The 20,526-nt window shown below is 72.0% G+C and carries 26 protein-coding genes; 15 read left to right on the forward strand and 11 right to left on the reverse strand.

Annotated elements, in window-relative coordinates:
* Position 1: 1 nt before the first annotated feature.
* From ACQP2Y_RS18655 to ACQP2Y_RS18680, 6 genes are all read left to right on the forward strand, one after another.
* Positions 2-772 carry a metal ABC transporter ATP-binding protein gene (locus ACQP2Y_RS18655; RefSeq protein WP_433729904.1) on the forward strand — a complete coding sequence of 257 codons (771 nt, stop codon included), beginning with the start codon at positions 2-4 and terminating at the stop codon, positions 770-772.
* Positions 769-1,620 carry a metal ABC transporter permease gene (locus ACQP2Y_RS18660; RefSeq protein WP_433729906.1) on the forward strand — a complete coding sequence of 284 codons (852 nt, stop codon included), beginning with the start codon at positions 769-771 and terminating at the stop codon, positions 1,618-1,620. The genes ACQP2Y_RS18655 and ACQP2Y_RS18660 overlap by 4 nt, the downstream gene beginning before the upstream one ends.
* Positions 1,617-2,429, forward strand: coding sequence for a metal ABC transporter permease (locus tag ACQP2Y_RS18665; RefSeq protein ID WP_433729908.1), 813 nt, complete (start codon positions 1,617-1,619; stop codon positions 2,427-2,429). The genes ACQP2Y_RS18660 and ACQP2Y_RS18665 overlap by 4 nt, the downstream gene beginning before the upstream one ends.
* 5 nt (positions 2,430-2,434) lie before the next feature.
* The gene (locus ACQP2Y_RS18670) at positions 2,435-2,719 is read left to right on the forward strand and encodes an ArsR/SmtB family transcription factor (RefSeq protein ID WP_433731993.1); all 285 of its coding nucleotides are present in this window, start codon (positions 2,435-2,437) and stop codon (positions 2,717-2,719) included.
* Between the two features lie 182 nt (positions 2,720-2,901).
* Complete coding sequence (locus ACQP2Y_RS18675; protein WP_433729910.1) at positions 2,902-3,069, forward strand: hypothetical protein; 168 nt, start codon at positions 2,902-2,904, stop codon at positions 3,067-3,069.
* The gene (locus ACQP2Y_RS18680; protein ID WP_433729912.1) at positions 3,066-4,382 is read left to right on the forward strand and encodes a cytochrome P450; all 1,317 of its coding nucleotides are present in this window, start codon (positions 3,066-3,068) and stop codon (positions 4,380-4,382) included. Before ACQP2Y_RS18675 ends, ACQP2Y_RS18680 begins: the two co-directional genes overlap by 4 nt.
* A gap of 328 nt (positions 4,383-4,710) precedes the next feature.
* Here the strand turns inward: ACQP2Y_RS18680 and ACQP2Y_RS18685 are convergent, their stop codons facing one another.
* Genes ACQP2Y_RS18685 through ACQP2Y_RS18695 form a run of 3 tightly spaced genes read right to left on the reverse strand, consistent with a single transcriptional unit; the run spans position 4,711 to position 6,334 of the window.
* Positions 4,711-5,682, reverse strand: coding sequence for an NAD(P)-dependent alcohol dehydrogenase (locus tag ACQP2Y_RS18685; RefSeq protein WP_433729914.1), 972 nt, complete (start codon positions 5,680-5,682; stop codon positions 4,711-4,713).
* Positions 5,679-5,912: a helix-turn-helix transcriptional regulator gene (locus tag ACQP2Y_RS18690; protein WP_433729916.1), complete on the reverse strand. Its 234-nt coding sequence runs from the start codon at positions 5,910-5,912 to the stop codon at positions 5,679-5,681. The genes ACQP2Y_RS18685 and ACQP2Y_RS18690 overlap by 4 nt, the downstream gene beginning before the upstream one ends.
* The gene (locus ACQP2Y_RS18695; protein WP_433729918.1) at positions 5,906-6,334 is read right to left on the reverse strand and encodes a hypothetical protein; all 429 of its coding nucleotides are present in this window, start codon (positions 6,332-6,334) and stop codon (positions 5,906-5,908) included. Before ACQP2Y_RS18695 ends, ACQP2Y_RS18690 begins: the two co-directional genes overlap by 7 nt.
* A 168-nt stretch (positions 6,335-6,502) precedes the next feature.
* Here ACQP2Y_RS18695 and ACQP2Y_RS18700 point away from each other — a divergent pair, with 168 nt between their 5' ends.
* Positions 6,503-7,528: an RNA polymerase subunit sigma-70 gene (locus tag ACQP2Y_RS18700; protein ID WP_433729920.1), complete on the forward strand. Its 1,026-nt coding sequence runs from the start codon at positions 6,503-6,505 to the stop codon at positions 7,526-7,528.
* Positions 7,512-8,393, forward strand: a complete 882-nt coding sequence (locus ACQP2Y_RS18705; RefSeq protein WP_433729922.1) for a PhzF family phenazine biosynthesis protein — start codon at positions 7,512-7,514, stop codon at positions 8,391-8,393. Before ACQP2Y_RS18700 ends, ACQP2Y_RS18705 begins: the two co-directional genes overlap by 17 nt.
* A gap of 72 nt (positions 8,394-8,465) precedes the next feature.
* Here ACQP2Y_RS18705 and ACQP2Y_RS18710 read toward each other — a convergent pair whose 3' ends face one another.
* The gene (locus ACQP2Y_RS18710; protein WP_433729924.1) at positions 8,466-9,107 is read right to left on the reverse strand and encodes a DUF4360 domain-containing protein; all 642 of its coding nucleotides are present in this window, start codon (positions 9,105-9,107) and stop codon (positions 8,466-8,468) included.
* A 419-nt stretch (positions 9,108-9,526) separates the two neighbouring features.
* Between ACQP2Y_RS18710 and ACQP2Y_RS18715 the strand changes: the two genes are divergently transcribed.
* A complete protein-coding gene (locus ACQP2Y_RS18715) occupies positions 9,527-10,171 on the forward strand; it encodes a DUF4360 domain-containing protein (protein ID WP_433729926.1) in 645 nt (214 codons plus the stop codon).
* Positions 10,172-10,250: 79 nt separating this feature from the next.
* Here ACQP2Y_RS18715 and ACQP2Y_RS18720 read toward each other — a convergent pair whose 3' ends face one another.
* Positions 10,251-10,937: a response regulator gene (locus ACQP2Y_RS18720; protein ID WP_433729928.1), complete on the reverse strand. Its 687-nt coding sequence runs from the start codon at positions 10,935-10,937 to the stop codon at positions 10,251-10,253.
* A complete protein-coding gene (locus tag ACQP2Y_RS18725) occupies positions 10,934-12,163 on the reverse strand; it encodes a sensor histidine kinase (protein WP_433729930.1) in 1,230 nt (409 codons plus the stop codon). The genes ACQP2Y_RS18720 and ACQP2Y_RS18725 overlap by 4 nt, the downstream gene beginning before the upstream one ends.
* Positions 12,164-12,325: 162 nt before the next feature.
* On the opposite strand from ACQP2Y_RS18725, the gene ACQP2Y_RS18730 reads away from it, so the two are divergent.
* Positions 12,326-13,042, forward strand: coding sequence for an ABC transporter ATP-binding protein (locus ACQP2Y_RS18730; protein ID WP_433729932.1), 717 nt, complete (start codon positions 12,326-12,328; stop codon positions 13,040-13,042).
* Positions 13,039-13,764 carry an ABC transporter permease gene (locus ACQP2Y_RS18735; RefSeq protein WP_433729934.1) on the forward strand — a complete coding sequence of 242 codons (726 nt, stop codon included), beginning with the start codon at positions 13,039-13,041 and terminating at the stop codon, positions 13,762-13,764. Before ACQP2Y_RS18730 ends, ACQP2Y_RS18735 begins: the two co-directional genes overlap by 4 nt.
* Here ACQP2Y_RS18735 and ACQP2Y_RS18740 read toward each other — a convergent pair.
* Positions 13,757-14,347, reverse strand: coding sequence for a TetR/AcrR family transcriptional regulator (locus ACQP2Y_RS18740; protein ID WP_433729936.1), 591 nt, complete (start codon positions 14,345-14,347; stop codon positions 13,757-13,759). The two genes, ACQP2Y_RS18735 and ACQP2Y_RS18740, sit on opposite strands and share 8 nt — an antisense overlap.
* 87 nt (positions 14,348-14,434) lie before the next feature.
* Here ACQP2Y_RS18740 and ACQP2Y_RS18745 point away from each other — a divergent pair, with 87 nt between their 5' ends.
* Positions 14,435-14,884, forward strand: coding sequence for a hypothetical protein (locus ACQP2Y_RS18745; RefSeq protein WP_433729938.1), 450 nt, complete (start codon positions 14,435-14,437; stop codon positions 14,882-14,884).
* Between the two features lie 32 nt (positions 14,885-14,916).
* Entirely contained in the window at positions 14,917-15,168 is a 252-nt protein-coding gene (locus tag ACQP2Y_RS18750; RefSeq protein WP_360556431.1) for a hypothetical protein, read from the forward strand.
* Here ACQP2Y_RS18750 and ACQP2Y_RS18755 read toward each other — a convergent pair.
* Positions 15,147-16,370, reverse strand: coding sequence for an MFS transporter (locus ACQP2Y_RS18755; RefSeq protein ID WP_433729941.1), 1,224 nt, complete (start codon positions 16,368-16,370; stop codon positions 15,147-15,149). The genes ACQP2Y_RS18750 and ACQP2Y_RS18755 overlap by 22 nt on opposite strands.
* 117 nt (positions 16,371-16,487) lie before the next feature.
* Between ACQP2Y_RS18755 and ACQP2Y_RS18760 the strand changes: the two genes are divergently transcribed.
* Positions 16,488-17,618, forward strand: a complete 1,131-nt coding sequence (locus tag ACQP2Y_RS18760) for an FAD-dependent oxidoreductase (protein ID WP_433729943.1) — start codon at positions 16,488-16,490, stop codon at positions 17,616-17,618.
* Between the two features lie 3 nt (positions 17,619-17,621).
* Here the strand turns inward: ACQP2Y_RS18760 and ACQP2Y_RS18765 are convergent, their stop codons facing one another.
* Together ACQP2Y_RS18765 and ACQP2Y_RS18770 are read right to left on the reverse strand one after the other, a co-directional pair.
* Positions 17,622-19,037 (reverse strand): cellulase family glycosylhydrolase, encoded by a 1,416-nt coding sequence (locus tag ACQP2Y_RS18765; RefSeq protein WP_433729945.1) that lies wholly within the window; start codon positions 19,035-19,037, stop codon positions 17,622-17,624.
* Positions 19,038-19,138: 101 nt separating this feature from the next.
* The gene (locus ACQP2Y_RS18770; protein WP_433729947.1) at positions 19,139-19,783 is read right to left on the reverse strand and encodes a GNAT family N-acetyltransferase; all 645 of its coding nucleotides are present in this window, start codon (positions 19,781-19,783) and stop codon (positions 19,139-19,141) included.
* 99 nt (positions 19,784-19,882) lie between these two features.
* Between ACQP2Y_RS18770 and ACQP2Y_RS18775 the strand changes: the two genes are divergently transcribed.
* Positions 19,883-20,044: a hypothetical protein gene (locus tag ACQP2Y_RS18775; protein WP_433729949.1), complete on the forward strand. Its 162-nt coding sequence runs from the start codon at positions 19,883-19,885 to the stop codon at positions 20,042-20,044.
* A 1-nt stretch (position 20,045) separates the two neighbouring features.
* On the opposite strand, the gene ACQP2Y_RS18780 is transcribed toward ACQP2Y_RS18775, so the two are convergent.
* Positions 20,046-20,498 (reverse strand): DoxX family protein, encoded by a 453-nt coding sequence (locus ACQP2Y_RS18780; RefSeq protein WP_433729951.1) that lies wholly within the window; start codon positions 20,496-20,498, stop codon positions 20,046-20,048.
* Positions 20,499-20,526 lie beyond the last annotated feature (28 nt).

Genomic DNA, 20,526 nt, shown 5'->3' on the forward strand with positions numbered 1-20,526 from the left:
CATGAGCGATGTCGCGGTGGCCGGCGCCGCCCTGCGGTTCTCCGGCGTGACCGCCGGCTACCGCGGCACGCCCGTGCTGACCCACGTCGACCTGGACCTGCCGGTCGGGCAGCGCCTCGTCCTGGTCGGCCCGAACGGCGCCGGCAAGTCCACTCTGATCAAGGCCGTGCTGGGGCTGGCCCAGGTGCTCGGCGGGACGGCGTCCGTGCTCGGCCGCGCCCCGGCCCAGGCCCGCGGCCTGACCGGCTACGTGCCCCAGCTGGACACCCTGGACGCCGGCTTCCCCGTCACCGCGGCCCAGGTCGTCCTCATGGGCCGGTACCGGCGCATCGGCTGGTGGCGGCCCACCCGCGCCGCCGACCGCCGGATCGCCCGCGAGGCGCTGGACCGGGTCGGCCTGGCCGACCGGGCGGGCCGGCCGTTCGGCTTGCTCTCCGGCGGGCAGCGCCAGCGCGTGCTGCTCGCTCGCACGATCGCCGCCGAGCCGCGGCTGCTGCTGCTCGACGAACCCTTCAACGGCGTCGACGCGATCAGCCAGGAAGCCATCGTGGCGGTGCTGCGCGAGCTGACCGCGGCGGGCACCGCGATGGTGCTCAGCACCCACGACCTCACGGTCGCGCGCGACCTGGCCGACCAGGTCTGCCTGCTCAACGGCCGGCAATGGGCGGTGGGCCCGCCGGGCGAGATCCTCACGGCCGGGCCGCTGCGCCGCACGTACGGCGGCCACGCGGTCGATCTCGCCGACGGCCGTACGGTGCTGGTCGAGACATGATCGCGCCCTTCACCACGCCGTTCATGGGCCGCGCCCTGGCCGAGCTGGCCCTGCTCGCGATCGTCTGCGGTCCGGTCAGCGTCTTCGTCTTCGCCCGCCGGCTGTCGTTCGTCTCGGACGCGCTGACCCACACCGTCTTCCCCGGCGTCGTCATCGGCTTCCTCGCCGGCGGCGTCGAGGGCATCTTCGCCGGCGCCCTGATCGCCGCCGTGCTCACCGCGGTCGTGCTCACCCTGCTCACCCGGGGCGGGGCGTTGTCCGACGACGCGTCCACCGCCGTCGTGCTCACCGCGATGTTCTCGATCGGGGTGGCGCTCGTGTCGCGCCGTTCGTCGTACACCAATGACCTGACGACGTTCCTGTTCGGCCGGATCCTGACCGTGACGCCGCGGCAGATCGCCGAGACCGCGGTCCTCGCGGTCGTGATCCTCGCTCTGCTCGCCCTCGGCGCGCGGGCGCTGCTGTTCCGCACGTTCGATCCGGCCGGGGCCGCAGCCGCGGGATATCGGATCGGCTGGCTCGACCTGTGGCTCAATGTGCTGGTCGCCCTGGTGGTGGTCGCCGCGGTCCGCGCGGTCGGCACGATCCTGGTCGTGGCCCTGCTGATCGTGCCCGCCGCGGCGGCGCGCATGCTGACTCACCGCCTCGCGGCGATGGCTCTGCTGGGCACAGTGCTGATTCTCGCGGCCGGCTACGGGGGACTGCTGCTGAGCTGGACGGCCTCCGTCGACCACGGGATCAACCTGACGTCCGCCTCGACCGTGGTGCTGCTGCTCGTGGCCGCGTACCTGATCCTCCTGCCCGTCGGTCTGCTCCGGGCCCGGCTGCGCCGGCCGGTGCTGTCATGAACTGGTGGGATGACGCCCTGCACCGCGCCACCGCCGAGGTGATCCTCGTCGGCGCGCTGGCCGGACTCATCGGTGTGCAGGTCGTGCTGCGGCGGCTGTCGTTCTTCACGATGGCCCTGACCCACGCGACCTTCCCCGGGGTGGTGGCCGCGTCGATCATCGGCGTCAACATCTTCGTGGGCGGCGTGGCGGCGGGCGCCGTCGTGGCCCTCGGCGTGGCCGCGCTGAGCCGCCGCCAGGGCCAGAACGCGGCCGCGGCCACCGGCGTGGTGCTCTCCGGCGGCTTCGCCCTGGGTGCCGGGCTCGTCGCCACCCAGAACGGCTTCAGCCGCGACCTGTCGTCCTTCCTGGTCGGCTCGGTGCTGACGGTGAGCCCGCAGGACCTCGTGCTGACGGCGGTGGTGCTCCTCGTGGTGGCCGGCGTCCTCGCGATCGGCGCGCGCCCGCTGCTGTTCACCGGCTTCGACCGCACCGGCGCCCGGGCGGCCGGCTTCGCCACCACGGCCTGGGACGCGGTGCTGCTGTTCACGATCGAGGTGGTCGTGGTGACCGTCGTCCCGGCCGTCGGCACGATCCTCGCCCTCGCCCTGATCGTCGCCCCGGCCGCGGCGGCCCGGATGTGGTCACACCGGCTGCCGGTCATCACCGCGCTGGCCATGGCGTTCGGCGTGCTCAGCGGCCTCGGCGGCCTGTACGTCTCGAGCCGGTGGAACCTGGCCGCCGGGGCGAGCATCACGCTGGTGGCCACCGCGACATTGCTGCTGTCGTCACTGCTGGTCCGGATCCCCGGCCGTGCGGTGCCGGCGTGAACCAGATGGAAGTCGCTCTGGAACGGGCAGTCGCCGTCCTGCGGGCCATGGCGTACGAGCACCGGCTGCACATCCTCGTGCTGTTGCAGGCGGGGGAGTCCACGCCGGCCGTGCTGGCCGAGGCGATGCATACGGATGTCACGGGAGTGGCCCACCACCTGCGTTTCCTGCGCGACGCCCGGCTGGTACGGCGGGAACGCCGTGGCCGCCACGTCTACTACTCACTCAGTGGCGACCCGACGAAGCGACTCGTCCAGGAGGTCCTGCACTACGCCGAACGCGCTTTTTGAATCGACTGCTCTAAATGGGTAATGCCGTGACACGCACCTGAACGCTTGTTCAGATGATGACAATTGCCGGTTCTGCGGGCGACCGTTCCGGCCGTCTTCCCTACGCTGATCGAGGTCGCGACGGAGACGTCGGACGCGATTCCGCACGCCGCGCAATCGCCCTGTCGACACGGGAGGAAACCATGAAGACGTACGCGAGGCACCTGACTGCCCGGCTCTTCGGCCGGACCCGCATGGGCGGCCTGTACCTGTACTGGACGTTCGGCAAGTATGGCGTCCGGCTCGTCGGGAAGCAGCGTGCCGGCGGGTGCACCCCGCCCGCCGGCCCGCGCCAAGGGGGTTCCGCATGACGACTGTCCCTGCTCCGCTCGTCCGGCCGCCGGGTCCGCGCGGCCATCGATTCTTCGGTAACGTCGTCGATTACGACAAGGACCGTGTCGCATTTCTGGAACGGTGCCGGCGCGAATACGGCGACGTATTCTCCTTTGATCCGCGTACCGTCGTGATTGCCGATCCGGCGTTGATCCACGACATTCTCAGCCGGACGAACGACGACTTCCTGGCCGAGACCGTGCCGCTGGCGGTGCGCACCGACGAGGAGGAGACCGCCGCGGGCGCGGAGCTGTGGATGAGCGCGCGGCGCCGGGGCTGGCGCGGCCTGAACAGGACGGTGGCCGAGGCGCACGCCCTGCGGCTGCGCGCCATCTTCGACCGCTCGCTGCGGCAGGCCGGGCCCGGCGACGTCGACGTGCTCGCCGTGATGAAGGACTACTTCGGCCGGGCGATCGCCGACTTCTGCGTCAGCCGCGACGCCGAGGGCCTGCCCGCCGTGATCGCGGAGAACACCGAAGCGCTGGACCCGCTGTCCCGCAGCTCCTACATGGTGCCGCAGTGGTGGCCGTCGCGCCGGGTGCGGCGTTTCGTCCGGGCGCGGGAGGCCACCGTCGCGGCGATGACCGAGGTGGTGCGCCGGCGCAAGGCCGCCGGCCCGCCCGCGGCGGACACCGCGCCGGACCTGCTCGACGTGCTGCTGGCCGCGGACGCGCCCGCGCTCAGCGACCTGCAGGTCGAGCGGCTGATCCGGGGCATCATGCTGGCCGCGTACGGCGTCCCGGCGGCCGCCCTGACCTGGATCGTGCACGACCTCGTGGCGTACCCGGAGGTGCGGCGTGCAGTCGAGCAGGAGGCCGCGGCCCACGACACCCAGGTGGCGCCGTCGACGACTTCACTGCCGTACACGGAGGCTTTTGTCAAAGAAGTGCTGAGGTTGCGCCCGCCGACCTGGCTGATCGGCCGGACCGCGCGGCGGGCAACCACCCTCGGCGAGTGGCGGCTCGACCGGGGGGACCAGGTTTTGTTCAGCCTGTACGCCCTGCACCGCGACGAACGGTGGTGGCGTGACCCGGAGGCCTTCGACCCGCAGCGGTGGCTGGAGCCGCGGGCCCAGCTGCAACGCCACACCTACCTGCCGTTCGGCGCGGGGCCGCGGGTCTGCGTGGGGACGCAGCTGGGCATGATCCAGCTGGTGCTGAGCACCTTCTGGCTGGTGCGGGAGTACGACGTGAGCATCGCGCCCGGCAACGGCGGCACCCCGGACTTCGGCGGTCTGCTGACACCGCAGGGCCTGACCGCGAGGTTCCACCGCCGCGCCGGGCAGCAGTGAGGCTTCAGCCGATGACGGGCGGCGGGGTCGTGGGATCGCCTGCCGGCGGCGTCGGGGTGGTGGGGGCCGGCATAGTGGTCGGCGGTGTCGTGGGCTTGGTGGGAGCCGGCCGGGTCGTGGGCGGGGCGGGAGCCGGCGGCTTGGGTTCGACGGCGGTGTTGCCGAGGGGACCGCAGTTCGTCGCGCCGGTGCCGCGGCTCGTCCACTTGCACGTGTCGTAGACGCGGTCCGACGAGCTGCGCAGCGTCGGCGTGTCGCCGGGGTTGTTCCAGATGTGCCAGCCCCGTCCCTGGTAGAGGCGGGAGCTGTCGAGCGTGCCGTCCGGCTGCTAGATCGTGACGACGAGCTTGCCCGGGTAGCGGCCCGCCGACAGGTCGCGGATCGCCCCGGCGGCCTCGGCCAGCGGATAGCTGCGGCCGATCACCGGCGTGATCTGGCCCGACTCCAGCAGCGGGCTCAGCTCTGCGAGCTCCTCGGCGCGCACCCGGGCGGTCACGCCGCGCAGGCGCTGGCTCATGAAGGGCGAGAGCAGCGGCGCGGCCATCTGGCGCTGGAAGCCGCCCATGATCCGGCCCTGCGCGTGCCCGCCACCGACCAGCACGATCGTGCCGCGCGGCGTGGCGGCCCGGCGCAGCAGTGACAGCGGCCGGTTGCCCGCGGTGTCGATGATGACGTCGTACACCGGTCCGTCGCGGTCCACCTCGTGCCGGGTGTAGTCGATGACGCCGTCGGCGCCCAGCGACCGGACCAGGTCGGCTTTTCCGGTGCTGCACACGCCGGTGACGCTCGCCCCGTACGCCTTGGCGAGCTGGACCGCGAAGGTCCCGACGCCGCCGCCCGCACCGGTGATCAGCACCCGCCGGCCGGCCTGCACGCCCCCGTCGCGCAGGCTCTGCAGGGCGGTGACGCCGGAGACCGGGGTCGCCGCCGCCTGCTCGAAGGAGATCGCGGCGGGTTTGAGGGCGAGCCGGTCCTCCTTGGCGGTTGCCTGCTCGGCGAACGAGCCGGTCCCGCAGGTGCCGTAGACCTCGTCACCCGGCCGGAAGCGGGTGACCCGGGCGCCGACCGCGGTCACCACGCCGGCGACGTCCAGGCCGCGCACCGCCACGTTGGGCCGGCGCAGTCCGAAGGCCAGGCGCGCCGCGTACGGCCGGCCGGTCATGAAGATCCACACGCCCGGGTCGACCCCGGCGGCGCGCACCTCTAGGAGCACCTCCCGGTCGCCGACCGGCGGCGGGTCGACGTCGCGGAGCTGGAGGACGTCGGCTGAGCCGTACCCGTCCTGGGCGATGGCTTTCACGGTTTCTCCTCGGGGTCGTCGGGATACTGGAACACGTTGTCGAGCGGCGCCCGGAACACCCGGGCGATCCGGAAGGCCATCTCCAGCGAGGGCGAGTAGCGCCCCTGCTCGATGGCGATGAGGGTCTGCCGGGTCACGCCGATCCGGTCGGCCAGCTCGGCCTGGGTCATCTCGCCGTGCGCGAAGCGCAGCGCGCGGATGCTGTTGGTCACCTGCGTCGGCTTCACCATTGCGGCAGGCTCCGGCGGTAGACGATGACCTTGGTGATGCCGCCGAGGACCGCCGACAGCACGAAGCACAGGTAGATCACGTTGGCGATCCAGAACGGCGCCCACTCGGCCATCGCCATCAGCATCGCGGCGACCGCGCCGATGACGACGAACGACTGCCCGACATGCTCACCGAGCCGGCCGATCTCGCGGTCGCGGTCGTCCTTGAGGCGGGAGGCGCGCGGGTTGCCCACGGCCATCGCGATCTCGGCGATGATCGAGGTGACGATGGCGGCGCCGACCGTCCACAGCAGAATGCCCGCGTACGGCACCGAGGCCAGCGGGCGCCCGTCGACGCGACCGGCGATGACGGCCACGTAGGCGGCGTAGCCGAGGACGGCCACCACCAGCCTGATCCACGCGCGTTTCTCCTCGTGCGTCACGACCGGCCCCCTTCGATGTACAGAATGTTTGACATGGAAGAAGGTAGCAAATCTTTGACACGATGTCTAAAAAGTTTTACATCCGATTCCTTCGGGCCGGCCGGGCGGTCTGTCACTCTGGGCCGGAGTGCGCGCTCGCGGCCAACCACCGGTACGGGAGGACGACAAATGCCGAGCACCAGGGACAGCGGGGCCGCCGATGACGAGTTCACCGCCCGGGCCGAGGCTTTCCGCCGCGAGCTGCTCGCCCACTGCTACCGGATGACCGGTTCGGTTGACGACGCCGAGGACCTGGTGCAGGAGACGTACCTGCGGGCCTGGAAGTCCTACGGCGGCTTCGAGGGGCGGGCGTCGCTGCGTACCTGGCTCTATCGGATCGCGACCAACGCCTGCCTGACGGCGTTGCAGCACCGCGAGCGCCGCGTGCTGCCGTCCGGGCTCGGAGCGCCCAGCGACGACCCGTACGCGCCGTCCGTGCTCGGCGATCCCGGCACCAGGTGGATCCAGCCGGTGCCCGACGCGCTGTTCGCCGCCGCGCCCGACGACCCGGAGGCGACGGTGATCTCCCGCGACTCGATCCGGCTGGCCCTGATCGTCAGCCTGCAGTACCTGCCGCCGAAGCAGCGGGCCGTACTGATCCTGCGGGACGTGCTGGCCTGGCCCGCGGCCGAGGTGGCCAGGAGCCTCGACACCACCACCCCGGCCGTGAAGAGCCTGCTCCAGCGGGCCCGGCGCCGCATCGAGGAGGTCACGCCGAGCATGGACGACGTGGTGGAGCCCAGCCATCCGCGGGCGCGCGAGCTGCTGCGCGGATATCTGGCCGCTTTCGAGGCCGCGGACATCGGCGCCATCGAGCGGCTGCTGCGGGCGGATGCGGTGCTGGAAGCCGTACCGGTGCGCAGCTGGTACTCCGGCAAGAAGACCTGCCTGCGGTACCTGGCGCACCAGGCCCTGGGCTCGCCGGGGGAGTGGCGCATGCGGCCGGCCGACCTGAACGGGGAAGCGGGCTTCGCCGCCTGGCACCGCACGGCCGACGGCTCGTACCAGGCCTTCGGGGTCGGCATGATCACGCCGACCGCGACGGGGATCGCCCGCATCGTCGTGTTCTCCGACCCGGCCACCGTGCACCGGCTCGGCGGCCTCGACTTCGCGCGCCGCACCGCCGAGACTTTGCCGGGTGACTCCACCGAGTGATCCGGACCGGCTGCGCTATCACCACGTCGACGTCTTCGGCAGCCGGGCGTACAGCGGCAACAGTCTCGCGGTCTTCGCGGAGTCCGCCGGTCTCGCCGGCGAGCAGATGGCGGCGATCACCCGGGAGCTGCGCCACTTCGAGTCCATCTTCCTGACCCGCGACGGCGAGGGCTGGGTGGCCCGGGTCTTCGATCTGCTGGAGGAGCTCGACTTCGCCGGTCATCCGGTGGTCGGGGCGGCCTGTGTGCTGCACGCGCTGCACGGCACGGCCGACACTGAGACCTGGACGCTGCGGCTGCCGGCCCGCACGGTCCGGGTCACGACCCGGCGGCACTCCTCCGGGCGGTACGCCGGTGTGCTGGAGCAGGGCGCCCCGGACTTCCTCGGAGCTCCTGAGGTGGCGGGCCTGCTTCCGTTGTTCTCGCTGCGTCCCGAGGATCTCGCCACCGGCCTGCCCGCCGAGGTGGTCAGCACCGGGCTGCGTTACCTGATCCTGCCGGTACGGGCCGATGCTCTGGCCCGCGCCCGGATCACCGAAGACCTCGAGGCCCCGCTGGCCGGAGCCGGCGCGCAGTTCGCCTACCTGCTGGACGTGGCCGGCCTGGAGGGGCGGCACTGGAACAACGACGGCATCGTCGAGGACGTGGCCACCGGAAGTGCCGCCGGCTGCGTGGCGGCCTATCTGCGCCGGCGCGGCCGGCTCGCCGACGGCGTCCCGGCGACCCTGCGGCAGGGCCGCTTCGCCGGCCGCCCGAGCCGGATGACGATCACCGCGTACGGCCCGAGCGACGCCGTCCGCACAGTGGCCGTCGGTGGTGACGTCTTCCTGATCGGCACCGGCGAGCTGTGGCAGCTGCCGGAGTGAGCCGCGGTCACGAAGGATTCCGGGGGGAGTCCTTCGTGACCGGTTGAGGTGCCGGGGCAGCTCGTTACGGCATCAGCACCGGATCCAGCTGAAGTTGAACAGGGTGTCCACGTCGCCCTCGCTGGACCGCATCGACATGCTGCTGCGGCCGCTCGACGTGCCGGGGTCGACCCGCAGCTCGGTGTTGACGTTCAGGACCCGCTGCTCGGTGCAGGGGGCGTAGACCAGCACGGGGGCCACGTCCTTGGTCGCCCAGAAGCCGTTGAGCGGGCCGGTGAAGGTCTCGTCGTTGTTGTTGTTGACCGACGATCCCTGCCAGTAGTAGTTCGTGCGCTGCAGGGCGGTCGCGCCGGAGTAGAGCCGGGCGCGGCCCCGGTAGTCCGCCTCGGCGACGGCGAAGGTCCAGCCGGCCGGCACCGTGACCAGGACGCCGACCTGGCAGTTCTTCCGACGGTCGGTGGGGTCGGCGCTGCCGCCGGCTTCCGCCACGAAGTCGTGGTACCTGATCCGGAAGCCTGTCTTGTCGGAGTCGGCGATCACCGTGGCCGTGCCGGGTGCGCACCCCGACCCGTTGGCGGCTATCACCTCGAAGGTGACGTTGCCGTCCGGGACGGCGGCGGCCTCGGCGTGCGCCGGCGTGGACAGCGACAGCGTAAGAACTGTGCCGATGACGGCGAGAGCCGTATGTCTTACGCCGACGAGGCTCTTGATCATGGTATTCCTCTCGTTTCTGACGGTGCATTCTGGAAGGCTTCCAATATTAAACCCTGAACTGCTAAACGCGGTCGGACGGCGCTCGGTAGGGAATGTTAGTCAGCTGTCATGCTCCAGACAAGTATTGGTGTTCATCTATCTGAGTTGATGATCCGCCGTCCCCGTTCGGATGGGATATGCATGCTGCAGGTGCCCAGGTAGACGGATATTCCGGGTAATTCGGCAGGGACTTCCGCCCGAATAATCCTGAAGATGTGGTGTGCGGCTTTGAGCGGTCACGCGTAAACACCTAACCACCTGTATGACGCCTCCCAATTACCGCACAATGCGACCTGACAATGTTTCATTGACGTTTCTCAATGTCCGCCCATAGCATCGGTCCCGCGTGTGCATTGTCGTCGTTACTCGAAGGGAGTTCCATGCGTAAATTGCTGGTGCGCGGGGGAGCGGTGTTGGCGTTGCTCGCCGCCTCGTTGACCGCGGCCTCGCCCGCCTCCGCCGGAAACCCGCTGGAGGACCCGCCGTCCGACCACATCGTCATCGACCTGGTCGCCATGGCCGGGTCCGGCTGCCGGCCCGGTACGGCGGACGTCGCCGTCTCACCGGACAACACCGCCTTCACCGCCATCTACAGCGAGTACCTGGCCCAGGCCGGCCCGGGCATCGCCACCACCGAAGGCCGCAAGAACTGCCAGCTCAACGTGCTGGTCCACGTGCCCCAGGGCTTCACCTTCGCGATCACCAAGGTGGACTACCGCGGGTACGGCCTGCTCCAGCGCGGTGCCACCGCCACGCAACGGGCGAACTACTACTTCCAGGGCATGAGCCAGAGCACCTTCACCAACCACCCGGTCACCGCGCCCCTGGACGACAACTGGTTCGCCAGTGACGAGGTTCCGGTCGCCGCGGTCGTCTGGCACCCGTGCGGGGAACTGCGCAACCTCAACATCAACACCGAGCTGCGGGTCGCCAAGGGCACCTCGACCGACGCCAGCTTCCTGACCATGGACTCCACCGACGGCAGCATCTCCACCACCTACCACTTCGCCTGGAGGCAGTGCTAAGCGATTGCTTCCCCAGCCCGTGCCCAGGGTCGCCGGACCGGTCCGGCGACCCTCGGCCGTTTCCGCCGGGTCAGGCCACTCAGCAGGCTGCTCCGCCCGGTCTGATCAGGCCGCTCTCGTACGCCAGCACGACCAGCTGGGCCCGGTCGTGCGCGCCCAGCTTCATCATCGTGCGGTTGATGTGCGTCTTGACCGTGTGCGGGCTCAGCGTCAGGTGCGCCGCGATGTCGCTGTTGGACAGTCCCGACGCCACCAGGGTGAGCACCTCCCGCTCCCGTTCGGTGAGCCCGGTCAGCCGGTGCGCGGGGATCTCCCCGCTGCGTTCGGGACGGGACAGGTAGCGGGCGATGAGGCTGCGGGTCGCCGCCGGGGTCAGCAGGGCGTCGCCGCGGTGGACGACCCGGATGGCGTGCAGCAACTCCTCCGGCTCCGCGCTCTTGCCGAGGAAGCCGCTGGCGCCGCTGCGCAACGCCGCGAAGACGTACTCGTCGATCTCGAACGTGGTCAGGATCAGCACCCGGACCCCGGCCAGGTCCTCGTCGGCGGTGATCAGCCGGGTCGCGGCCAGCCCGTCGAGCTCCGGCATCCGGATGTCCATCAGCACCACGTCGGCGCGCGCCGCGCGGGCCAGGGCGACGGCCTCGGTGCCGGTGCGGGCCGTACCGGCGACGCACATGCCCGCGGTGGCGGCGATCAGCGTCGCGAAGCTGGCCAGCAGCAGCGGCTGGTCGTCGGCGAGCAGCACCCGGATCGGTTGGTCGGTCACGCCGGGTGCCCGGCCGGCAGGACCGCGGTGACCCGGAAGCCGCCGCCGGTGGCCCGGGGGCCGGCCAGCAGGGTGCCGCCGAGCGCCGCCACCCGTTCCCGCATCCCGATGATGCCGTGCACGTCCGCCGCGGGCCCGGTGACCGCGGGCCCGGTGACCGCGTGCCCGGTGACGGCCGGCCCGGTCACCACCGGCCCGGTCGCCGGCGGGCCGTCGTTGTCGACGATCACCGTCAGCATCTCCCGCTCGCGCCGCAGGCTGAGCCGGACCTCCACCGGGCCGGCGTGCTTGCAGATGTTGGTCAGCGACTCCTGCACGACCCGGTAGGCCGTCACGTCCGCGGCCCAGGACAGGTGCGTCGTGTCGCCGTGCCGGTCGCAGACGATCTGCAGACCCGAGCGGGTGAACGAGCTCAACAGGTCGTCGAGCGCGGCCAGGCCGACCGTGGGCTCCACGGGCGCGCTCACCTCCTCCGGCCGGCGCAGCAGTCCGACCGTGTCGCGCAGCTCGTCCAGCGCGGCCCGGCTGCCCTGCCGGATCTGGTCGAACGTCTCGCGTACCGGGGCCGGCTGGTCGGTCAGCACGTGCCGGGCGACGCCCGCCTGCACGTTGATCAGCGCGAGGTGGTGGCCGACGCTGTCGTGCAGGTCGCGGGCGATGCGCAGGCGTTCCTCGGTGAGCCGGCGCCGGGTCTCGGCCTCCCGGTCGCGCTCGGCGTCCTCGGCCCGCAGCAACACCTCGGCCAGATAGGCCCGCCGGTTGCGCGACGCCTCACCGGCGGCCACGGCGAGACCGCCGAGAGCGGCCAGGGCGACGTTCTCCGGTCCGAGCCAGCGCGCCGGCGCCCCGACCGTGTGGAACGCGCCGAGCGCGAGCACCAGCAGCCCGCCGACGAGCAGCGACCGCCGGCGGTCGCTGCTCTCGGCCACGGTGTAGAGCGCGACCAGCGGCGCGGCCAGGATCAGGGTGTCGCCGGTCCCCGGCTGGTGGGCCAGGAACAGCTCGGCGGCCACCGTGCTGACCAGCAGCACCGGGTACGGCCAGCGCCGCCGCACCACCAGCACCACGCACGCGACCGTCGCCAGCAGCAACGGGGTGAACCCGCGCAGATGGTGCGGCCCCGCGGTGGTCAGCAACGCCGCCACCCACACCAGGGCCGCGATCGCCGCGTCGGCGACGTGCGGGCGGGCCTGAGCCACCCGCCGCAGGTGGGCGATGACGTGCATGGCCACACCGTACGGCCGGCCGGCGTCCCGGCGCCTCCCCTCGTGGCGGCATCAGCGGCATACCGCGCCCGCGGTACGGCGAAGATGCCCCGCTGAGGCGACGAGAACGGGGGCGCCGGGCGCGAGAGTCGGTGTCGTTGCGCTCACCACGAAGGGACTGCGATGACCGACGTGTCCGTCCGAGGACTCACCAAACGGTTCGGCGCCGTGACCGCCGTACACGATCTCAGCTTCGATCTCGGGCCGGGAGTGACCGGCTTCCTCGGCCCCAACGGGGCCGGCAAGACCACCACCCTGCGGATGCTGCTCGGCCTGGTCCGGCCGACCGCCGGCACGGCCACCGTGGACGGGCGTCCCTACGCCGAGCTGCCCCGACCGAGCCGGGTCGTCGGCGCCCTGCTCGAGGCGTCCGGTTTCCACCCCGGCCGCACCGCTCGCGACCACCTGCTCATCCAGGCGCAGCTGGCCGGGCTGCCCGCGACCAGGGTCGATGCGGTGCTGGACGAGGTGGGACTGACCGCGGACGGCGGGCGCCGGGTCAGCGGCTACTCGCTGGGCATGCGTCAGCGGCTCGGCCTGGCCTCGGCACTGATCGGCGACCCGCGCGTGCTGATCCTCGACGAGCCCGGCAACGGCCTCGATCCGGCCGGGCTGGCCTGGCTGCGCACGCTGTTGCGGCAGCTCGCCGATCAGGGCCGCACCGTCGTGGTGTCCAGTCACATCCTGGCCGAGGTGGCCCAGAGCGCGGACCGGGTCCTGATCGTCAACGGCGGGGTGCTGCGCTTCGCCGGGCCGCTCGCCGAGCTGTCGGCCGGCGGCGAAACCCTGGAGTCGGCCTTCCTGCGCCTGACCACCGAGCTGGAAGGAAGCACCCGATGATCCTCGCCGCCGAGTTCCGCAAACTGCGTACGGTCCGCAGCGGCTGGCTGCTGCTCGGCGCGGCGCAGCTCGTCATCGTCGCCGGGGTCACCGGGTTGATGGTCAGCCGTGACGACGTCGTCTCACCCGCCGCGCAGCGGGATGCGGTGGCCCACATCGGGCTGGTCTCGCTGTTCACCCTGGTGCTCGGCATCATGGCGGTCGCGGGGGAGTACCGGCACCGCACCATCAGCGACGCCTACCTCGCCACCCCGCGGCGCTATCGGGTCGTGCTGGCCAAGCTCGGCGTCTACACCGCGGCCGGCGTCGTCTTCGGGGTGGCCGCCGCCCTCACCGCGCTGATCACCACCGCCGTCTGGCTCACCGCCAAAGGCTCCTCGTTGGACCTCTCGTCCTGGGACCTGTGGCGCACGGTGCTCGGCGGCATCGGCTGGAACGCCGCCTTCGCCGCGATCGGTGTCGGCGTCGGGGCGCTGGTGACCAACCTGCTCGGCGCGGTCGCCGTCGCGCTGGCCTGGCTGACCCTGGTGGAGGGCATCGTCGGGCAGCTCGTCGGGGACGCCGACCGGTGGCTGCCGTTCGCGCTGGGCTCCGCGCTGGACCGGCTGCCCACCGCCGTCGACGGCCCGCCGCAGTGGCAGGCCGGGCTCGCCCTGGCCGGATACGCTCTGGCCTTCGCGGTGGCCGCGGTCGTGACGACAGTGCGCCGTGACATCACCTGACCGGTGACGGGCCGTGACCCGGATCCTCGCGGGAGCGGTCGAGCACCAGGTCGGCGGCGCGGGCGAGGACCTGGGCCCGGGTACGGTCGCCGTGGTCGGCGGCGAGGAAGTGCTCGCCGATCGCCACGCAGAAGGCCAGCAGGCTGCGGGCCTCGACCTCCTCGGGGTCGGCGCAGAAGGTGCTGATCATCTCGCGCAGCAGCGCCATGCGCCGGTTGTCGACCCGACGCAGGCGCGCGGCGACCGCCTCGTCGCGCCGGGCCCAGTCGCGGACCGCCAGGTCGATCGGGAGCAGCCGGCCGCTGGAGAAGGTGAGCACGCCGGCGCGCCGGATCCGGGTCCGCGGGTCGCCGCCCTCACGCTCGACGCGCGCCAGCACCTCGTCGGTGCTCTCCCGTTCCCACGTGTCGAGCATCGCCGTCAGCAGCGCGTCCCGGTCGGCGAAGGATCCGTAGAACCCGCCCTTGGTGACGCCGAGCCGCTTGGCCAGCGCCTCGACCCGGACCGCGTCCGGGCCGCCGGTCGCCAGCGCCGCCAGACCTTCCTCGATCCACCTGTCCCGGGTCGTACGAGTCGCGCCCACGAGCTTCCTCACTCTGTCTATACGCCAGCGTATACATCGGTTAGCCTGCGAATATACGGTACCGTATAGAAGAACGGAGATCGTGAGATGCACATCCCCGAATCCGTCCGCACGCTCAGCTCGGTGCCGGAGATCGACTACGCCGACCGCTTCGCTCTCGCCACCGACGTGCGGGCGTCGCCGGAGCAGTGGGCCCGCGCGATGTTCGGTGACGTCCCCAGCCCGGCGGAGGTGTTTATCTGGCGCGGGGTGCTGGGTCTGCGCCTCAGCCGGCACGCCTCGCCGGCCACCGTGGCCGGTTGGCGGATCGGCGGGCACGGCGAGGACTGGATCCGCCTCGAGGCGGCGTCCTGGTTCCTGGCCGCCAACCTGCTCGTCGAGACCGGCGCCGGCCGGGTGTCGCTGGTGACCTTCGTGCACTACCGGCGGCATCCGGCCGGTGTCGTCTGGCCGCCGTGCTCGGCCGTCCACCGCATGCTGGTGCCCCGCGTCCTCCGCGACGCCGAGGCGAGGATCCGCCGTGGGGGTGTGCGCTGACCCGGGCACCGCCCGCCTCTACGCTGGGTGCCGTGACCGACGTGGAAAGCAAGATCCTTGACGAGACGACCGCCGAGCCCGCCCCCGAGCTGATCGCCACGCACTACCTGGCCAGCGTCGACGAACTGGTCGAGCACCTGCGCGCGGCCGATCAGCTGGGCCTGGGCGTACGGGTCAGCTCCTATCTGGTCGCCGCCGACGAGGACAGCGAGGTGTACTCCGCGCGGTGGGAGCTCGACCTGCTCACCGCCTCTCCGGTCCATCAGGAGGATGAAGCCGAGTAGTTCTCCGCCGGCTCGCGGTGCTCGGCAGCCCGGCGCACCACCGGCGGCACGAGGCAGCCGACCACCGCGAACGCCGCGCCGAGCACCAGCCAGCCCGGGGTGCCCCAGCCCAGGGTGAGGGCGGTGACCGCCGCCGGGGCGACCATCTGGCCGAACTGGTGGCCCATCGCGTATGTCCCCTGGTACTGGCCGTGCGCGTGGTCGGGGGCCAGGCCGAAGGAGATGGCCCAGCCGCCGGCCGAGTACCACATCTCGGCGGTCACCTGCACCAGCGCGGCGACGACCAGCAGCAGCACGGTCAGCGCGAGACCGGTGCCCGCGGTCAGCGAGAAGATCAGGCAGGCCAGCAGCAGGCCGAAGCCGGCTCGGCGGGAAGCGCGGGCGGCCCCGGCCAGCGTGTCGGTGCCCCGGGCGGCGCGCACCTGGAAGAGCACCACGGCCACGGTGTTCACCACGAACACCACCGAGATCATCCAGTGCGGCGCGTCGGTGCGGTCGGCGATCCAGAGCGGCAGCGCGACCTCGAAGAGCCCGAAGTTGGTGGCGAGCAGGCCGTCCAGCACGACGAAGGCGAGGAACGGCCGGTCGCGCAGCGCGGTCAGCCGCGGCCCGGACCCGGCCCGCGGCGCCCGGGCGATCGGGGCGAGCCGGGTGAGCACGGCGGCGGCGAGCACGAACGTCGCCGCGTCCCCCAGGATCAATGACAGGTACGCCGTCCGGGTGTCCACCGTCAGCCCGATGCCCGCGATGGCCGCTCCGACGGTGATCCCGACGTTGGTGATCGAGCGCAGGTAGGCGCGGGTGTAGACGCGCTGGTCGGGCGGCACGGCCCCGCCGATGATCGCGCCGCGGGCCGCCCGCTGGGCCGCCTCGAAGACCGCCATCGGGGCGGCCACCACCAGGAACCCGGCCATCGACCGGACCCCGACCATCGCCGTCTCGCAGAGACCGAGCGCGACCAGGGCCCCGATCGCCACCCCGCGCGGCCCGAGCCGGTCGGCCAGGTAGCCCACCGGTGTGCTGGTCACCAGGCTGATCAGGGCGACCAGGGTCAGGGCGAGACCGGTCTGGCCGATGGACAGGCCGACGGAACGGGTGAGGAACAGCGCGCTCGACGTCATCCACAGGCCGTTGCCGATGGTGTTGACCAGCGTGACGGCGGCGAGAGTCCGGATCGGACCGGGTTCCGGCAGCAGTGGCATGCCCTCCATCAAACAGTACGTACGTACGGTTTGCAATCTCGGACGGTCCGGGGAGAGTCCGTGAAGGTGTTGTGCGCGCGGCCGCCGGAGGTCCCCGGCGCCGTTACCGTCGCGGTCATGGAGATGGTGGATGTCCTGGTCGTCGGGGCCGGTCTGGCCGGTCTGCACACCGCCCGGCTGCTGGCCCGGCGCGGCCTCGACGTGCTCGTGGTCGACCGGCGCAGCACCCTGGACACGGGCATCCGTACCACCGGGATCTTCGTGCGCCGTACCCTCGAGGACTTCGCCCTGCCGGCGGAGGAGCTCGGTCCGGCGATCCGCCGGGTCCTGCTCTATCCGCCGTCGCTGCGCGGGCCGGTCGAGCTGGTCAGCGCGCGCGACGAGTTCCGGGTGGCCGACATGGCCGGCATCTACGCCCACGCCCTGGCCGCCGCGCGGCTCGCCGGCGCACGGGTACGGCTCGGCGTCTCTTACCCCGTGCCCGGCGTCGCGGCCCGCTTCACCATCGGCGCGGACGGTGCCCGGTCGACGGTCGCACGCCGGCTCGGACTCGACGTCAACCGCCGGCTCATCGTAGGCGTCGAAGAGGTGTTCCCGGTGGCCGACGGCGGTGCCGAGCCGACGTTCCACTGCGTACTCGATCCGCGGCTCGCCCCCGGCTACCTCGCCTGGGTCGTCGACGACGGACGGCACGCGCACGTCGGGCTGGCCGGGCGCCCGGACCGCCTGGCCGGCCCGCTGCCCGAGCTGCTGCGTACCTTCGGCCGGCGGTTCGGAGCGCTCCCCGCCGCAACCGGAGCGGTGCAGCGCCGCGGCGGGCCGATCCCGGTCGGCGGTGTGCTGCGCCGGCTCGCCTGCGCGCAGGGGTTGCTCGTCGGCGACGCGGCCGGCGCGGTGTCCCCGCTGACCGCCGGTGGCCTCGATCCGTGCCTGCGCATGGCGGAACTGGCCGCCGCGGTGACCGGCGACTACCTGCGCACGGGAGACGTGTCGGTGTTGCGGCACTACGACGGCGCCGCCCTGCGCAGGCGCTTCCGGACCCGGCTGCTGATGCGTCACGCCCTGTCGGCGGTACGGTCACCGGCCTTCACCGAGACCGCTTTCACCGCTCTGCGGACTCCGCCGGGTCGGGCAGCCGCCGCCCGGGTGCTGTTCGGCAATGGCTCGTTCCCCGACACGCGCCCCGGCCTTGCCAACGGCGATGCCGGCGGGTCGCGGGGACCCACCGGCATCGTCCTGCGTGGCTGACTGTCAGCTGGTCGGGAAGTTGTCCGGGGTCCGGATCCGGCTGCGGATCAGCGCACCCGATTCGGAGAGGACACCGGTGCCCGCGTACGTGCCCCCGGCGCACGTGCCGGCCCGGAACGCCGCGCTGCCCTCACCGGCGTCGGAGAACGTCCAGTTCGCGTAGCTGATCTTGAGCCGGTCGAGCAGGTCGAGCCACGCCGTGCTGCTCGCCGTGTCGACGGCACCGCCACCGGTGGCGCTCACCGTGCCGAACTCGGTCACGAACAGCGGCAGCGCGGTGGCCGCCCGCTCCACCTCGGCGCGGTAGTTGTCCTTGTGCGACGCCGCGTAGAAGTGGAACGCGTACATGATGTTGGTGGCCCGGACCGGGTTGGCGGTGATCTCGCTGGAACCGGAACCGTCCGAGACGCCCAGCGAGGACCAGCCCCGGGTGCCGACGATGATCACGGCGTCCGGGTCGTTGGCGCGGATCACCGGGATGACCTGCTCGGCGTAGTTCTTGATGCCGGTCCAGCTCACGCCGTTCGGCTCGTTCGCGATCTCGTAGATCACGTTCTTCTTGGCGGCGTTACGGGTGGAGACCGCGGCGAAGAAGGTCTTGGCCCGCTCCAGGTTGTAGTTGGGGTCGCCCGGCGTGAGGGTGTGGAAGTCGATCAGCGCGTACATGCCGCGGGCCTCGGCCAGGTCGACCAGGTTGTTGACCTGCGAGGTGAAGCCGGCCGGGTTGGTCTCGTAGCCGCCCTCCTGCACGTACATCGCGATCCGGAACAGGTCGGCCTGCCAGTCGTTGGCCAGCGCGTCCAGGGAGGCGTTGTTGTAGCAGTTGGCGAACCACTGCAGGCCGTGCGTGCTCATGCCGCGCAGCTGGATCGGCCGGTTGTACTGGTTGCACAGGTTGACGCCGCAGACGTGCAGCTGGCCGTTGATCGCCACCGGCGTGCGGCCGGCCGGCGCGGTGGTCGGCGGCGCGCTGGGCGTGGTGGTCCGCGTCGGCGTCGGGCTCGCGGTCGGCGACGACGGCGTGCCGGAGCCGTCGCAGGAGCGGCCGTTGACCAGGCAGGTGGTGGGCCGCCCGGTGCCGTTGAGGACCAGGCCGAACTCGGTCGACGCGCCGGCGGCGAGGGTGGCGTTCCAGCCGGCCGGGGTGAACGTGTACGTGCCGCCGGAGCTGGCCTGGGTGGCGTTCCAGCTGTTGACCACGGTCGTCCCGGCGGGCAGGCTGAGCTCCACCCGCCAGGTGGAGATGGTCGCCGAGGTGTCGTTCTTGACCACCACGTTCGCCTGGTAGCCGGAGTTCCAGGAGTTCGTCACGGTGAACGCGGCGGTCTCCGCGGACGCCGGCATGGCGATCAAAGCCACCGCCGAGGCGGCGGCAACGATGCCGCCGGCCGCGAGGAGCTTGAGTCTGAGGCTGCGCATGAAGGGGGCTCCGTCGGATCAGGGGGAGGACGGGTGCGTGGGAGCGCTCCCACGCCGGCCGACTGTAACCCTCCGGTTGAAGCGGCGCAATGTGAGTGGCGCTAGCCGATGCCCAGTACGGGCCGGCACTGCTCGACGCCGACCAGGTCGATGTCCGCGCGGCTGATCCGCTGCCACGCGTCCCGGGTGAGCCGCCACCGCTGGATCTGCGCGGGCTCGCCGCGGCGGGTGTCCCAGTCCGTACCGTTCGGTTCGTAGCCCAGGGCGCGGGACACCCGGTTGGACGCCTCGTTGTCGACAAAGGCGTCGCTGCCGGCTTCACGTGCGCCCAGTCCGGCGAAGGCCAGCTGCAGGATCGCCGCCCGCATCTCCTTGCCCAGCCCCCGTCCGCGGCTGCCCGGGGCCAGCCACGAGAAGCTGGTCACCGTGCCGAACCGGGTGAAGTTCGTGCCGATGAGGTCCTGCATGCCGACCGGTTCGCCGTCGACGAGCACGACGAAGTACAGCCGCCACGCATCCGGGCTCACCCGGGCGCGGCCGGCCCAGATGCCGCGCAGCCAGCGCCACTCACGTTCCGGATTGTCGGCGTAGAGCGACATCGGGTCGTCGAACGGCCACGGCGCCGCGTCGGCGATCCCCGCCCGCACCAGCGGCACGAGACGTTCCAGCAGGTCGTCGGACGCACCGGCCAGCGTCAGGCGCGGCGTGCGGACCTCGACGTTCAGCGGGGGATAGGTGTGGGCCACGCCCGGACGCTAGCCAGGCCGCCCGGCCACTGCACCCGGTTTTGCTCAGCCGGGTCCGGCTCGGCCCGGCCCGGGGAGGCTCAGCCGGGTCCGTTGAGGATGGCCGCGGCCGTCCCGTCGCATCCGCAGCTGCAACGGGACGGCTTCGCCGACCGGCCGTACCGCCGGCTGCGGGTCGCGGACCGGACCAGGACGACGGCCTGCGGGGGCAGTGCCGCCCTGCTCGTCTGGTGTGTGGCGCTGGCGTTCGCGGCCCGCTGAGCTATCGGCGGCTGCCGGCGAGCTGGCTCTCGGGGACCGTGACCGTCGTCGTGTCGCGGCGGCGGGCGATGAGCGCGTCGATCGACCACGGGCCGGCGCCCAGTACGGCGATCGCGAGGAACGTCCAGGCGTACAGCGCCGGGGTGACGCCGCCGTTCTGGATCGGCAGGACGCCCTCCGGCTGGTGGACCACGAAGTACGCGTACGCCATCGAGCCGGAGGCGAGGATCGCCGCGGGCCGGGTGGCCAGGCCGGCCAGGACCAGGGCGCCGCACACCAGCTGGATCACGCCGGCGTACCAGTTCGGCCAGGTGCCGGGCTCGATCGCCTGGCCCGAGCCGCGGTTGCCGCCGAGGACGCCGAAGACCGAGGCCAGCCCGTGGCAGAGGAACAGCAGGCCGACCACGATGCGGAAGAGCGACCACATCGGAGCCGCGAAGCGATGGGAGGACATGGCTCTCCTTGCGGGACGGGGACGAGGG

Origin of the sequence: Actinoplanes sp. CA-051413 (assembly GCF_050955795.1) — a bacterium.
Classification (GTDB): Bacteria; Actinomycetota; Actinomycetes; order Mycobacteriales; family Micromonosporaceae; genus Actinoplanes.